Source organism: Lacrimispora sanguinis (assembly GCF_044987295.1).
Classification (GTDB): Bacteria; Bacillota; Clostridia; order Lachnospirales; family Lachnospiraceae; genus Lacrimispora; species Lacrimispora celerecrescens_B.
The window spans coordinates 3,363,679-3,378,248 of record NZ_CP173277.1 but is presented as its reverse complement, the minus strand read 5'-3'; the positions used below and the strand labels follow the sequence as shown (position 1 = coordinate 3,378,248).

Sequence of the window (14,570 nt, the reverse complement as noted above, 5' to 3'; positions counted from 1 at the left end):
TGTGACATAAAAAAAAATGCTGCCCAATAAATGAGCAGCATTCCTAATTTTTCTTATACAACCTTATTCTTAATGGCCCCAATCCCTTCGATCAGGCATTCCACTTCATCTCCTGCCACCAAAAACTTTGGCGGTTCAAATCCCATTCCAACACCCTTAGGCGTTCCGGTGGAAATAATTGTACCTGCCTTAAGAGTCATCCCCTTAGACAGTTCGCTGACAATATGATCTATATTAAATATCATAAGCCCGGTATTGCTGTCCTGCCTCAGCTCTCCATTTACCTTAGACTGAATGCCAAGCTCCGGTGGATAGGTTATGGAACCTGCAGTCACAATACAAGGACCCATAGGAGTAAACCCGTCAAGGCTCTTTCCAAAATACCACTGCTTATGGGCATTCTGCACATTGCGGGCGCTGACATCATTGATGATGGTGTAACCGAAAATATGGTCCTTTACCTGTTCCGGTGCCACATCCTTTGCATCTTTTCCAATGATAACCCCTAATTCCGCCTCATAATCCAGGCTGTCCACGATATCGCTGTGGCTTAAGATCTCCCCGTATGGATCCACCGCTTCATTCACTCTCTTGGAGAAATAAACAGCATTGGGGCGTTTCCCGTCAAAATCCTCTTTTTTAAAGCGGGCAGATTCCTCGGCATGTTCCATGTAATTAAGCCCCAGACAGATGATGTCCTGCTCCGGTGTCCGGATGGGCGCCAGCAGCCTGACCTCCTTCATCATAGCAGCTCCGATGACGTTGCTGTTGTAAGGATCAAGGCCGGAGGCATGTTCCAGCAGGTCAAGTTCAGACTGAGTAAGCCCCTTGATGACTTCCAGCATCTCCTTATACTCCATACCAAATGCCCTGAGAGGAAAGATCCACATCTCGTCCTTACTCACTACCCCGATATCTTTTCTCCGGTCAACCTCGTATGTAACTAATTTCATAACATCCTCCTTTTACATGAACCATAGCTCTTCCTTTGTGGTGGAGATTGCATCTTCACCCACAATATATGGATCTCGTTCTACTTTATCAATCCTTTCCCCCACCGTCAAGGCAATTTTTGCCCTTTCTGGATTTTATAAGGAAGAAAAGCATATTTTAACGTTCTTTTTTCCATACAAGATAGCAGGAGCTGCGTTCTCTGGAAACTACACGCCTCACTCCTGCTATCTTTTATCTACAGATCTTTGCTTTGGACCCACCGCTTGCAGACCTCCGGAAAGTTGCTGATTACTCCGTCACAGCCCCATTCATAGACCTGCTCCAATGCGGACATATCATTAACCGTCCAAACATTCACTAAAATTCCGTATTTCCTGCAGTTGTCCACAGCCTCTTTGGTTAATCCCTTTACTCCTGGGTGGTAGCATTCGAAATGATACCGGTCACAATAGTATCCTGCATTTCCCAGGCCCGGATGATCAAGCAGCGCGCCGCACGGGATCTCGGGAGCCAGTTCCTTTAAGCGGATTATGGAAGTATGGTTAAAGGAAGAAAAGATAACCTTTTTTTCGAGCCCGTATTTACGTACAAGCTCCAGAGTCTTCTCCTCCAGACCTTCATAATAATATACACCAGTCTTGATTTCGATATTTGTAACAAGCTCCTGATCCTTTGCCCACTTACAGTATTCTTCAAAGGATGGAACAGGCACAAAACCGTGAATTCCTCCGCAGACAGCATCTGCATTGAATTCCTTTAGTTCCTCATAGGTAAGATCCTTCACAAAGCCAGCTCCATCCGTGGTCCGGTCAATGCTTTCGTCGTGGATTACCACCACGGTACCATCCTTTGTAAGCTGCACATCCAATTCGATCCCGTCACAGCCTGTCTCTGCTGCCTTCTGAAACGCCAACATAGTATTTTCCGGATACCTACCGCTGTAGCCTCTGTGTGCAAATACCTTCATATCAACCCCTCTTCCTTTTTAATTATTCTCAAAAGATCTCTTTTAACTATATCATTTCCTGGGTAAATTTTCTATAGGTTCCCCCTGTTTTATGCAAAACAACCTCGTAATTCCGCAGGCTTCCAATATGACTTCAGCCGCTTAACGTAATTACGAGGTTTTTTATATAATTATTTTACACTTTTTCAACGTTCCTTGTAGCAACGATGGAAACACCGGTTCCGGCGCAGTCAGGAATGATCACATCACCAATGGAAACAGGTGCGGAAACTTCCATCTTTCGGATTTCCTCCATACAAGCAAAAATCTTGTCCTTAGGAATGTCCTGCTTTGTTTTTACAGGCACCATTTCTAAGTCACCGCCTATGACGCGGACCGAGGAGGTCACCACTCTGGTAGGGCTTAAAACCTCTTTTTTTCCATATTCCTCCCCGCGGCTGCAGGAATTCCCTGTTACTTCCACCTGGTCTCCTTCTATGCGCACCGTTAACGGGCAGCCTAAAGGGCATCGGATACAGATCAGTTCTCTTACCTCCATATCATTCCACCTCCGTACAGACAACAATTCTCTTAAGCTCCGGATATTCCTTAAAGCTGTCTTTCTTTAATACAATCTGCTCCATCTCACCGGGAGCCAGGACTTTTTTCTTTTTGTGGGAAACCCTTACATCATCGTAATAAACACTGATGAAGCGGTCCTTGTAAACATCGGCCACACGGAAACGGACTGTAACCTTATCCTTCATGTTCTCCACGTCAATCTTCTGAGGCACCGTATAGCGGACTCCGTTCTCAGCTGCCAGTTCTACTGCATGAGCCGTTTCTTTTTCTCCATCTGCCTTTATGTAGGCTGCAGCGCTTGCTCCTGCCAAGGCGGCTTCCTCAGATACATAATCAACCAGGTCATGGACATGAAGCACATTACCACAGGCAAAGATACCTGGGTTGCTGGTTTCCAGCTGGTCGCCTACTTCGGGACCAAACGTCACCTGATTCATCTTTACACCTGCCCCTTTGGAAAGCTCATTTTCCGGAATCAGGCCTACGGAAAGAAGAAGGGTATCACAGCTGTAATATTCCTCTGTACCTGGAATCGGCTTTCTTTTTTCATCGACCTGGGCAAGGGTAATTCCTGTCAACCGATCCTTTCCCTCAATGTTAATAACCGTATGACTAAGCTTTAAGGGAATTCCATAGTCATCCAGGCACTGGACAATATTTCTCTTTAAGCCTCCGGAATAAGGCATAAGCTCTGCCACAACCTTCACTTTAGCACCTTCCAGGGTCATACGCCTTGCCATGATGAGACCGATGTCTCCGGAGCCTAAGATCACCACTTCTTTCCCCACGCTGAAGCCTTCGATATTCATTAATCTCTGGGCTGTGCCTGCGGAATAGATTCCTGCCGGACGGTAGCCCGGTATGTTAAGGGCACCTCTGGGGCGTTCCCTGCATCCCATGGCCAGGATAATGGCTTTTGCCTTTATCATTGCCAGGCCATCTTCCCTGTTAATGACCGTTATCTCTTTATCTTTGTTAATATCAAGAACCATGGTATTTAATTTGTAAGGAATATTTTCTGACTCCGCCAGCTCTATGTAACGGGCCGCATATTCCGGGCCTGTTAATTCTTCTTTAAAGGTATGCAGGCCAAAACCATTATGGATGCACTGGTTTAAGATACCGCCAAGGCAGGCTTCTCTTTCCAGGATCAATATATCTGTAATGCCCGCCTTTTTTGCCGCTACTGCTGCAGCAAGACCAGCCGGACCGCCTCCGATTATCACTATATCATGTTCTGCCATGTCGCTGTCCTCCTTATTTATGACCGGTCACTATATTGGAGCCGGGCCTGTTCTTGCAGATATCTTCCAACTTCCTGTCTGTTTCCCTTGCCAGGATCTCCATGGTCTTAGGGGCACAGAAACCGGCCTGGCACCGTCCCATGCCGGCACGGACACGGCGTTTGATCCCGTCTAAGGAAACTGCTCCCAGAGTCCGGGTAATGGCATCTACAATCTCACCCTCACTGACCCCTTCGCAGCGGCAGATGATGGTACCGTACTGAGGATTCTTCTTAATGAGTTCCGCCCGATCCTCAAAAGACAGCTTCTGAGGGTCCAGGATTCCCTTTCGGGTGGATTTAAAATTCTCCCTTGGGGAAGCCTTTGCCTTTTCTGCAACCAGACCTGCTATATAAACACCAATGGCAGGGGCACTTGTAAGACCCGGTGATTCAATACCTGCCGCATCAAAGAAACCGGCGGCATCGGAAACCTCTCCCAGGATAAAATCATCCCCATCCTCATGAGCACGGAGACCTGAAAAGGAAGTGATGATCTGGCGGAGCGGAATATTCTTTACTCCCCATGCAGACTTCTCCATAATATCGGACAGTTCGTTTGCGGTTGTTCCGACGCCCTCCTTATCCTCCACATTAATTGCCGTAGGCCCGATCAGCAGGTTGCCGTGAACCGTAGGGGTCACCAGAACTCCTTTACCCATTTTGCCCGGGAGCTGGAAGATAGTATGGGACACATGGGTTCCGGCCTCCTTATCCAACAGGCAGTAATCTCCTTTTCTTACCGTGATATGCTTCTTCTCTTCGCTTACCATGTTATGGAATACGTCGGCATAAACTCCGGCTGCGTTGATCACATAAGTGGCATGGATGATCTCCTCTTCGGATTTAAGATCATAGCCTTTTTCCGTCTTTTCGATATCTTTTATCTCAGTATTAAATAAAAATTCCACGCCGTTGTCACAGGCATTTTCCGCCAGTGCTATGGTTAAACCAAAGGGGCATACGATTCCCCCTGTAGGTGCATATAAGGCTGCTACTACCGTATCTGTCACATTAGGCTCCATGGCTCTAACCTCATCGCCGGAAAGGATGGATAATCCGGGGACTCCGTTTTTTATACCCTTTTCATAAAGTTCCTTAAGAGCGGGCACATCCTCCTCTGAAAAGCAGAGTACCAGTGAGCCATTTCGGACCATTGAAAAATCAAGTTCCTCGGAAAGCTCTCCCATTAAATGATTGCCTTCTACATTGAATCTCGCCTTTAAGGACCCGGGTATTGCATCGTATCCTGCGTGGACAATGGCACTGTTTGACTTAGACGTACCGGAACAGACATCTTCCTCCCGCTCAATGACACAAATGCTAAGGTCATAGCGAGCCAGTTCTCTTGCAATTGCGCAGCCGATTACGCCGCCGCCAATGATCGCTGCATCGTAATTCATTTCCTTCATGTTTTTCTCCTCCATCTCTGTAATGGTCACCCTATTTAATGGAAATCATACAAAAAAGAGTAAGGAAAACAAACGGATACTTCCGTTTTATTCCCTTACTCTTTCGTCTCAAAGGTTTTTCTATTTTATATAGTTAATGCTAGCACAATCCGGACCGGATTGTCAAGATTTTTCTGCCAGGGTATCTCCTTCCCTTATTCGCTGACTGCCATGACTGCACTCTCTTCTGCCAGCTTGGACAGCAGGGCTCCTTTGTCAAAGCCCGGCGGATAAATCACTTCAAATTCCAGCTTAATCTCATCTTTTTTATTTTTGTTGATCTTAACAGAAGCGATCTCCACCTTTTCTCTTTCCAGAAACTCTTCCATGTTTTTTACTGCCCCGTTCTTTTGTGCTATGGTCATCCGCAGGAAGCCGCAAGAAGCCACCTGGGCAAAATAGCTGATCCGGTGGGTCATGGTCTGCATGACGATAATGAGAACCGCAGACAATATGCCCACTATGTACTGGCCCGCCCCAAGAGCCAGCCCGACTCCGGCAGTAGCCCATATCCCGGCTGCCGTCGTCAGTCCATTTACCAGATTGTTCCGCACAAATATAACCCCTGCACCTAAAAATCCTATTCCGCTGACCACCTGAGCCGCGATTCTTGCCCCATCGCTGCTGGGAATATCCGAAAACCCATATTTGGAAACCACCATCATAAGGGCTGAACCGATCGCTACAATGGCGTGGGTGCGGATTCCAGCCGATTTGTTTCTGTTTTTTCTCTCACTGCCAATCAAAAAACCTAATAACCCAGCCGTTATAATACGCAGCATATATTCCAGCTGGATCATGACGTATGATAATGTAATTCCCCCAAACAATAAATATGTACCCTCCAAAATCCTACCCCTCCACGTTTTACTCCTCTTCTTCTGACCAATAAAGTGCGCATTTTACCGCCCTCTTCCAGCCTTTAACCAGCCTCTTCCGGTGTTCCTCCTCCATCTGGCTGTCAAAGGCCCTGGATACTTTCCAGTTTGCCTTGATTTCTTCCCGGCTCTTCCAATAGCCAACCGCAAGTCCAGCCAGGTATGCCGCTCCAAGAGCGGTCGTCTCAATACAATCCGGCCTTACGATCTCCGTGTTTAACAGATCAGACTGGAACTGCATGAGGAAATTGTTGGCGCAGGCGCCCCCATCCACCTTTAACTGCTTTAAATGAATATCCGAATCCTGTTCCATGGCCTCAATGAGATCGCAGACCTGATAAGCCATGGATTCCACCGTAGCACGGATAAACTGCTCCTTGCTGGTTCCTCTGGTCACTCCCACAATGGTTCCTCTTGCGTACTGGTCCCAATAGGGTGCCCCAAGTCCTGCAAAGGCCGGTACTATATAAACGCCCCCCGTATCCTTTGCAGCACTGCAGTATTCCTCTGTTTGGGAGGCAGAACGGACCATCCGCATCTCATCCCTTAGCCACTGAACGGCAGCTCCTGCCACAAACACACTTCCTTCCAGAGCATACTGGATGTTCCCCTGGTCACTGGCAGCTATGGTGGTCAAAAGTCCATGCTCAGACTTTACCGCCCTTTCTCCTGTATTCATAAGAAGAAAACAGCCGGTTCCATAAGTGTTTTTCACTTCCCCCGCTTCAAAGCAGCACTGGCCGAACAAAGCTGCCTGCTGGTCGCCTGCCGCTCCTGCAATAGGAATCTTTCCTCCCATGACATCCGAAGAAGTGTAGCCATAGATACAACTTGATGGTTTAACCTCCGGCAGCATGCATTTGGGAATGCGGAAATAATTAAGAATTTCCTCATCCCAGCACTTCCGGTGTATATCAAAAAGCATGGTTCTGGATGCATTGGTATAATCCGTCACATGGATGCAGCCCTTGGTCAGGTTCCAGATCAGCCAGGTATCTACGGTTCCAAACAGCAGCTCCCCACGCTCTGCCCGTTCTCTTGCCCCTTCTACATGATCAAGAATCCATTCAATCTTGCTTCCTGAAAAATAAGCGTCAGGGATCAGTCCCGTGCGTTCAACAATGAGCCCTTCCAGGCCGTCATGCTTAAGCTTCTCGATCCTGTCAGCGGTCCTGCGGCACTGCCACACGATTGCATGATAGACCGGCTCCCCAGTTTCCTTATCCCAGACCACCGTGGTCTCCCTCTGGTTCGTGATCCCGATCGCAGCAATATCGCTGTAATGGGCCCCGATCTTTCCCATGGCCTCCATGGTCACAGAAAGCTGTGAAGACCAGATCTCCATTGGGTCATGCTCCACGAAACCCGGCTCCGGAAAAATCTGAGTAAACTCCTTTTGTGCTGAACTGCAGATGTTCCCCTGCTCATCAAACAGAATACATCTGGAACTTGTCGTGCCCTGATCTAAGGCAATGACATATCTTCCCATAATTTCTTCCCCTTCCAGTAATTGCCCCCGGATTTCTTTCCTTGTTAAACTTTTCTCAAGGAGTAAAGAAAGAGCCTCGGAAATGAACGGTTACCCGAACTCATTACCTGGCTCTGTCATCTCTTAGGCTATCTATTTATGTATACTTAATACTACCATGGACCAAAAAGTATGTCAATATTTCAGGGTGCTTATTTTCTTAATGGAGACTCTCTCTTATGGTCTTAAATGCCTGGATTACAAGCGTAGGAATAAATGCAAATATGAAAATGGTTATAAACTGCCTTGCGTTTAAATCTGCCACGTAAAAAAAGGTATGAAGCCCTGGTATGAACAACACAGCTGCCAAAAGAATGGCTCCTGCCTCAAAGGCCATAATACTCCACAAATTACTTTTAAATCCAATCTTCAGAATGGAATGGCCGCTTCTGCAGTTAAAGCCGTGAAATAGTCTTGCCAGAGTCAGGGTGGAAAATGCCATGGTGCTTGCGGCTGCCTCGCTTCCGGTTACCATACCTGTGTGGTATGAAGTCATGGTACAGCCTGCTATAAGGGCCCCCTGAAGCAGGACCTGAAGGACAAAACGCTTGGTTAAGATTCCTTCTTTGGGATTCCTGGGCTTTTGGGCCAAAAGGTCCGCCTCCGCCTTTTCCATGCCAATGGCAATGGCTGGAAGGGAGTCGGTCAGTAGGTTAATAAACAGCAAGTGAACCGGCGCAAAGGGAGGGGGAAGAGCCCGAAAGGATGTATACAATACACAAATTATACCAGCCATATTTCCTGATAAAAGAAATTTAATGGCATTCCGGATGTTCCGGTAAACATTACGGCCATTGGCAACTGCCTTAATAATGGTTGCAAAGTTGTCATCCGTCAGGATCATGGCAGAGGCATCCTTTGATACCTCTGTCCCCATTTTTCCCATGGCAACGCCGATGTCGGCCTGTTTTAAGGCCGGAGCGTCATTAACCCCGTCTCCTGTCATGGCTACGATGTGGCCTTTTTTCTGCCAGGAGCGGACGATTCGTATTTTATGTTCCGGCGAAACCCTGGCATAGACGCTGATGTGCTCCAGCTTTCGGCTCAATTCTTCCTCCGGCATATCATCAAGCTCAGGCCCGCTGACTGCCATATCATCCTCTCCCAGGATGCCTATTTTCTCCGCTATGGCGGATGCAGTGATCTTATGGTCCCCTGTAATCATAACCGGGCGGATGCCTGCTCTTTTGGCGTTTAATACCGCATTCTTAGTTTCCGGGCGGGGCGGATCCATCATCGCGACCATTCCAAGAAAGGTATAGCCGGCCTCTGATTTTTCCGTCAGCCTTTCATCCTCATTCATTTCCCGGCAGGCAAAAGTCAGAACCCTGAGCCCCTGTTTGGAAAATTCCATGTTCTGCTCCATTAGGTTCTGCCGGTCTCCCTCCCTTATGTTGCGGATCCCTTCCCCTGTCCAAATATGATTGATCCTGGGAAGCAGCACATCCACCGCTCCCTTTGTGAACAGGACCCTTTTCCCTTCGATCCTGTGCATAGTGCTCATAAGCTTTCTCTGGGAATCAAAGGGAATTTCCCCTGCTCTGGGGTAATAGGATTTCATGGCTTCCTCGTTTATCCCCGCCCGTTCGGCCATCTGCACCAGTGCGGCTTCCGTCGGGTCCCCCAACAGCTTTCCTTCTATGTAGGCAGAATCATTATTTAAAATAGCATCATACAACAGATATCTATGTACCGGAACCTCTTTGTTTAAGAGCTCTGGAGGATAAAGACGGCTGTTTACGTAGATTTGCTGTACGGTCATGCGATTTTGGGTCAGGGTTCCCGTCTTATCGGAGCAGATGACGGAAACGCAGCCTAAACTTTCCACTGCCTTTAAATCCTTTATGATGGCATTTTCTCCTGCCATTTTCTGTGTGCCCATTGCCTGAACGATGGTGACAATGGAACTTAACGCTTCCGGAATTGCTGCAACTGCCAGGGCTACGGCAAACATCAGGGAATCTAAAACCGGCATTCTCCGGTAGATGCTAAGGCCGAAAACCACCGCACAAATAAACAGGATAGCTGCCGCCAGCTTGCTTCCGAACTGGTCTAAGCTTACCTGAAGTGGTGTCTTTTTTTCCCCGGTGTCATTCATGAGGGAAGCGATCCTGCCGATTTCCGTATCCATTCCGGTGCCTGTGATTAGTACCTTTGCCCTGCCTGCTGCCACCAGGGAGCCGGAAAACACCATATTCGTCTGCTCTGCCAAAGGTACCTTTTTTTCCCGGATCCTCCCTGTCCGTTTCTCCACATTAATGGATTCTCCGGTCAGGGAGCTTTCATTGACCAAAAGGGAATAATTTTCCAGTATCCGGCCGTCTGCCGCTACCATGTCCCCTGCTTCCAAGAGCAGAATATCCCCAGGTACGATATCCCCGGACAGGATTTCCTGCTTTTTCCCTTCTCTTATCAGCTTTGCCACCGGTGACGACAGGGCCATGAGGCTGTCTAAGGACTTCTCTGCCTTCTGGTGCTCTACGGTCCCCAACACCGCATTCAGCAGAAGCACTGCAAAAATTACTCCTGTGCTTTCCACATCACCGGATATCATAGAAATCACTGCTGCTATAATCAGGATGATGACCAACAGGTCTTTAAACTGGTCCAAAAACACCTGGAAAGCGCTTTTACGTTCCGCCTTCTTTAGTGTGTTTGGACCATATATCTGCCTGCGCTTCAGGACCTCCCTGGAATCCAGGCCGTTCCTGCCTGCGCCGAGCTTTGCAAGGGCCTCATCCTCTGATAAACGAAACCATTCTTCCATTCTGACGCTCCTTCCTGTTTCTCATATTATCGGAATCCCAAACTGCTTCCGATAATCCGATGGACGGCAGCAAAGAATGCTGCCTTTTATCAGAAATCTGTAAAGCGATTTCTGATAACCTATATTTATGAAAACATAAAGATGTTTTCATAATCGGATGGACGGCAGCAAAGAGCGCTGCCTTTTATCAGAAATCTGTAAAGCGATTTCTGATAACCTATACTATGGTATGAGACAGGAAGTGAATTTCATGAATGATTTTAGCTTGCTATTGTGGGCACGCCTTGAGATTCTGAACGTCACGCTGTTTTTTGTCGATTACTCAATAAATTGCTATCGGCCCATACGGCCCATCGATAATTTTTATATTCGTTTCAAAAATATCGGTCAAAACGTTTGAATCCATAATCTGATCTACCGTGCCAAAAGCCGCAATTCGTCCGTCTTTCATTGCACAGATTCGATCAGAATATTTGGCAGCAAAATTAATATCATGCATGACAGCCAAAATTGTTCGTCCAAATTCCTTGGAAGCATGCTTCAAATGCTCCATCATCTGAACAGAACGAGCTACGTCCAGATTGTTCAAGGGTTCGTCCAAAAGTACATATTCCGTCTCCTGGCACAAAACCATTGCCACATATGCCCTTTGCCTTTGGCCACCAGATAGCTCATCCAAATATCTATTTTCCAGATCAGTCAACTCTAAAAAATCAATATACTTAGAAATAATGGCTTCATCCTCATTGGTTAATCTTCCTTTTGAATAAGGAAAACGGCCAAATCCAACCAGCTGCCTGACAGTAAGCCTGGTTACAAAATGATTTTCCTGCCGCAAAATAGTCAAAACTTTTGCTAAGTCCTCTGATTTTGACTCTGTGACATCCAAACCTGCCACCTTAATATGGCCTTCTTCCATATCCAAAAGCCTTCCAATCATCAAAAGTGTGGTGGATTTTCCGGCACCATTGGGTCCGATTAAAGAAGTGAGACCTGCTTTTGGTATTTTAATATCCAAAGGTCCTATTTCTACCTCATCATACGACTTTCTGGCATTATCTATTATTATCATAAGGTACCCTTCCTTAAAATTACGATTAAAAATGTGATTCCGCCAAACATCTCGATAATCACTGAAACAACACCTTGAGCCTTGAAGATATGGTACATAAAAAAGTACGCACCTGTTATTATCAAAAATCCAATCGCGAGAGCCATAGGAAAAATATATCTGTGATCATATGTTGGCGCCGCCTGATAACTCAAAGTCGCAACTAAAAATCCATAAAAAGTCAGTGGTCCGACCAAAGCCGTCGAAATTGACATTAAAATAGAAACTAGAATTAAAGCATAAATTACGTGAGTTTGATGCTTGACCCCCAAAGAAGTAGAGCAATCCTTTCCAAGCGACACAACATTTAGCTTCTTAGAATAAGCAAGAAGCAGCAGTGCTGCAATGATTACAACCGGAATTGCAAGAGGAAAATATTCCGGATCCGCATTATTGACAGAGCCAAACAATCTTGCCTGTAAAATATCAAACTCTGACGGTGCAAGAAGTCTTCTCATAAAAGACGATAAAGATTTCAGCCCAGTACCCATAATAACACCAACTAAAAGCATGAGCTGTAAATTTCCATACTTACCGGAAAGCAGCCAGCCATAAAGGATCAGGCACATCAGGACCATAACAACCACTTGAAATACAAAGGATCCAATTCCGCTAAAATTTATAAAGGCACTGGCTCCAAAGAAAAATATAGTACTGGTATGAATGGTTGAGTAAAGTGCTTCAAAACCTAAAAGGGAAGGAGTTATAATCCTGTTACTCGTAATTGATTGGAACGTGACTGTTGATAAGCTCTGACATACTGCAGCAATAATCATTGCTGTAAGAGCGAACATCCTTCTTTTGACAACCGGGAGAAAAGAAGGAGAATCAATTGGAACCGGATTATTAAAAGTCAAAAGTCCATAGGAAGCAAAAACGCCCAAAGCTATTAATGTGATCAACAAAATCCAATATTTTTTTTCTTCCTTCTTAGAACGAAAAGCTCTCGCTGATCTGTGTTGATGGCTAAGGCTTGTATTATATTCTATTCCGTTCATCTTGACCTCCTTTGCCTCAATAAGATCACAATAAATACAATTGACCCCACTGTTCCAAGAATCAAAGAAACAGGTACTTCAAAAGGCATGATAATTGTACGGGAAATTATGTCACAAAGAGTTATTACACCCATTCCCAACACACATACCCAAGGCAAATTGCTCCTGAGGTTATCTCCTCTGTACATGGAAACTATATTGGGTACAATCAAACCTAAGAAAGGTAAATTTCCAATAACAGCGGTCACAATTCCAACCGCAAAAGAAATAAGACCTGTCCCCAAAATAATGATCTTATTATAATTTACTCCAAGGCTTGTAGCAACATCTTCTCCCAGACCGGCTAACGTCAGCTTATCAGCACAAATAAAAATAAGGACAGTAACAATAATAATCAGCCATAAATATTCGTATCTTCCAATTTGAACTGCTGCAAACGAACCTACAAACCAGCTTTCAATATTTTGCGTCATTTGGAATGTAAGTCCTATAAAAGTAGAAAATGCAGAAATAACTGCTCCAAGCATCATCCCAATGATCGGAACAATCAAAGACGAACGAAGTTTCACTCTTCTTAAAAACAAGAAGAAAATCATAGTTCCTATAAAAGAAAACACGATTGCCCCGGTCATTCTTAAAACTAATGTCGGTGCCGGAAAAAATAAATAGACAAAAAGAAGTCCCAAACCCGACCATTCAATCGTCCCTGTTGTGGTAGGTTCCACTAAACGATTTTGCGTAATAAGCTGCATGACTAGTCCTGACATTGACATTGCAGCTCCAGTAAGCATGAGTGCAGCTGTTCTTGGTACCCGTGTTATGAAAAACATATCCATTCCATCCACTTGTCCCCGTATATCATAAACTCCGGTAAACAGTGATAGAATGCCTAATAGAATAACAACGATAACCGCTAATATAAATGGTTTTGTGCATTTCTTATTATAATGACGTTGGGGCTGAGAATTCCCAGCCCCAATCATTTTTTTCGCTGTATATTTCAACACTATACTCCTATGTACTATTCAGCCAAAGCCTTTGCAATGTCTCCAAATAACTCCAGATAGGTTTGTATGGATTCATTTGTGTAAGTATCAGCCGGTGCATAAACGATATGTCCTTCAGAAACTGCAGTTACGTTTTGAAGCGCAGGTGATTGATCGATAACGTCCTGAGCAGGAACCGCATCCGTTACAGAAGATACTGCAGCATCACGGTCTAAGACGAAAATCCAATCCGGATTACTTTGTGCAATCGCTTCAACAGAAATATCATCCCCTTGATGATCGGAAGTCGTATTGTCAATTTCTAATGCCGGAATCCATCCGAACACTTCATACATCGGTCCCCAAACACGTCCGGAATGAGGAGCTGAAAAGCCAATATTTCCACCGGAAACCACAACACTCATAATGGTATCCGTTCCGTTATATGCAGATTTGACAGCTTCGATCGCCTGATCAAAGTCAGCGGTCAATTGTTCCGCTTCTTTATTTTTATCAAAAATTTTTCCTAACGCAACGGTGGAATCCTTAAGTCCGTTTACTAAGTTTTCTCCAGGTTTATTCGCTTCCTCAGAGACATCGAAATTCAGATCAATAACAGCTGCATTTGGAACTAATTTTTTTATTTCTTCATAATAGGACGCAAATCTTTGACCGATTATTACCAGGTCGGGATCTGCAGCTGCTATAATCTCAAGATTGGGTTCACGGTGATTTCCGATATCCAGAACAGACTCATCAGTTACATATGGGGAATCCGCCGGCATTACACCCTTTGGAGCAGCGACTAATTCAATTCCCCAGTCTGATAATGTTTCATAAGTTCTATTATCCAAAGAAATTACCTTTTGAGGATTTACAGGAACTGTAACCGGGCCATGAATATCATTGATTTCAACTGTTAAATCTTCCTTACTCGTAACAGCTGCAGTGGTTTCAGCGGTTTCAGTGGTCTCAGTGGTTCCAGTAGTTGTACTGCTTGGACTTGAGCAAGCTGTCATCATTAAAACGGCTGCTGCCATAATGGCAGTTGATTTTAATACATTATTTTTTTTCATTTCATCTCCTC

The 14,570-nt window shown here is 45.4% G+C and carries 12 protein-coding genes; all 12 read right to left on the bottom strand.

Features of this window, described 5'->3' with window-relative positions; genetic code table 11:
- Nucleotides 1-53 precede the first annotated feature (53 nt).
- Nucleotides 54-953 carry a fumarylacetoacetate hydrolase family protein gene (locus tag ACHZES_RS15700; RefSeq protein ID WP_395547159.1) on the bottom strand — a complete coding sequence of 300 codons (900 nt, stop codon included), beginning with the start codon at nucleotides 951-953 and terminating at the stop codon, nucleotides 54-56.
- A 236-nt stretch (nucleotides 954-1,189) separates the two neighbouring features.
- The gene (locus ACHZES_RS15695; protein WP_038284295.1) at nucleotides 1,190-1,921 is read right to left on the bottom strand and encodes a glycerophosphodiester phosphodiesterase; all 732 of its coding nucleotides are present in this window, start codon (nucleotides 1,919-1,921) and stop codon (nucleotides 1,190-1,192) included.
- Nucleotides 1,922-2,096: 175 nt separating this feature from the next.
- The gene (locus tag ACHZES_RS15690; RefSeq protein WP_038284296.1) at nucleotides 2,097-2,459 is read right to left on the bottom strand and encodes a DUF1667 domain-containing protein; all 363 of its coding nucleotides are present in this window, start codon (nucleotides 2,457-2,459) and stop codon (nucleotides 2,097-2,099) included.
- Between the two features lies 1 nt (nucleotide 2,460).
- Nucleotides 2,461-3,726, bottom strand: a complete 1,266-nt coding sequence (locus ACHZES_RS15685; protein ID WP_395547160.1) for an NAD(P)/FAD-dependent oxidoreductase — start codon at nucleotides 3,724-3,726, stop codon at nucleotides 2,461-2,463.
- 13 nt (nucleotides 3,727-3,739) lie between these two features.
- Nucleotides 3,740-5,176 (bottom strand): NAD(P)/FAD-dependent oxidoreductase, encoded by a 1,437-nt coding sequence (locus ACHZES_RS15680; protein ID WP_038276863.1) that lies wholly within the window; start codon nucleotides 5,174-5,176, stop codon nucleotides 3,740-3,742.
- A 194-nt stretch (nucleotides 5,177-5,370) separates the two neighbouring features.
- The gene (locus ACHZES_RS15675; protein ID WP_089990025.1) at nucleotides 5,371-6,063 is read right to left on the bottom strand and encodes an MgtC/SapB family protein; all 693 of its coding nucleotides are present in this window, start codon (nucleotides 6,061-6,063) and stop codon (nucleotides 5,371-5,373) included.
- 19 nt (nucleotides 6,064-6,082) lie between these two features.
- Nucleotides 6,083-7,582 (bottom strand): glycerol kinase GlpK, encoded by a 1,500-nt coding sequence (glpK, locus tag ACHZES_RS15670; protein WP_154525105.1) that lies wholly within the window; start codon nucleotides 7,580-7,582, stop codon nucleotides 6,083-6,085.
- A 199-nt stretch (nucleotides 7,583-7,781) separates the two neighbouring features.
- Nucleotides 7,782-10,388, bottom strand: coding sequence for a cation-translocating P-type ATPase (locus ACHZES_RS15665; RefSeq protein WP_038276858.1), 2,607 nt, complete (start codon nucleotides 10,386-10,388; stop codon nucleotides 7,782-7,784).
- A 322-nt stretch (nucleotides 10,389-10,710) separates the two neighbouring features.
- The gene (locus ACHZES_RS15660; protein WP_395547161.1) at nucleotides 10,711-11,460 is read right to left on the bottom strand and encodes an ABC transporter ATP-binding protein; all 750 of its coding nucleotides are present in this window, start codon (nucleotides 11,458-11,460) and stop codon (nucleotides 10,711-10,713) included.
- Entirely contained in the window at nucleotides 11,457-12,497 is a 1,041-nt protein-coding gene (locus ACHZES_RS15655) for an iron chelate uptake ABC transporter family permease subunit (protein WP_038276852.1), read from the bottom strand. Before ACHZES_RS15655 ends, ACHZES_RS15660 begins: the two co-directional genes overlap by 4 nt.
- Nucleotides 12,494-13,501 (bottom strand): ABC transporter permease, encoded by a 1,008-nt coding sequence (locus tag ACHZES_RS15650; RefSeq protein ID WP_286173484.1) that lies wholly within the window; start codon nucleotides 13,499-13,501, stop codon nucleotides 12,494-12,496. Before ACHZES_RS15650 ends, ACHZES_RS15655 begins: the two co-directional genes overlap by 4 nt.
- A 17-nt stretch (nucleotides 13,502-13,518) precedes the next feature.
- A complete protein-coding gene (locus ACHZES_RS15645; protein ID WP_395547162.1) occupies nucleotides 13,519-14,559 on the bottom strand; it encodes a siderophore ABC transporter substrate-binding protein in 1,041 nt (346 codons plus the stop codon).
- Nucleotides 14,560-14,570 lie beyond the last annotated feature (11 nt).

Excerpts from the sequence above, each read along its gene's own strand:
- ACHZES_RS15700 (WP_395547159.1), bottom strand. The coding sequence starts at position 953 with ATGAAATTAGTTACATACGAGGTTGACCGGAGAAAAGATATCGGGGTA.
- ACHZES_RS15695 (WP_038284295.1), bottom strand. The coding sequence starts at position 1,921 with ATGAAGGTATTTGCACACAGAGGCTACAGCGGTAGGTATCCGGAAAAT.
- ACHZES_RS15690 (WP_038284296.1), bottom strand. The coding sequence starts at position 2,459 with ATGGAGGTAAGAGAACTGATCTGTATCCGATGCCCTTTAGGCTGCCCG.
- ACHZES_RS15685 (WP_395547160.1), bottom strand. The coding sequence starts at position 3,726 with ATGGCAGAACATGATATAGTGATAATCGGAGGCGGTCCGGCTGGTCTT.
- ACHZES_RS15680 (WP_038276863.1), bottom strand. The coding sequence starts at position 5,176 with ATGAAGGAAATGAATTACGATGCAGCGATCATTGGCGGCGGCGTAATC.
- glpK (WP_154525105.1), bottom strand. The coding sequence starts at position 7,582 with ATGGGAAGATATGTCATTGCCTTAGATCAGGGCACGACAAGTTCCAGA.
- ACHZES_RS15665 (WP_038276858.1), bottom strand. The coding sequence starts at position 10,388 with ATGGAAGAATGGTTTCGTTTATCAGAGGATGAGGCCCTTGCAAAGCTC.
- ACHZES_RS15660 (WP_395547161.1), bottom strand. The coding sequence starts at position 11,460 with ATGATAATAATAGATAATGCCAGAAAGTCGTATGATGAGGTAGAAATA.
- ACHZES_RS15655 (WP_038276852.1), bottom strand. The coding sequence starts at position 12,497 with ATGAACGGAATAGAATATAATACAAGCCTTAGCCATCAACACAGATCA.
- ACHZES_RS15645 (WP_395547162.1), bottom strand. The coding sequence starts at position 14,559 with ATGAAAAAAAATAATGTATTAAAATCAACTGCCATTATGGCAGCAGCC.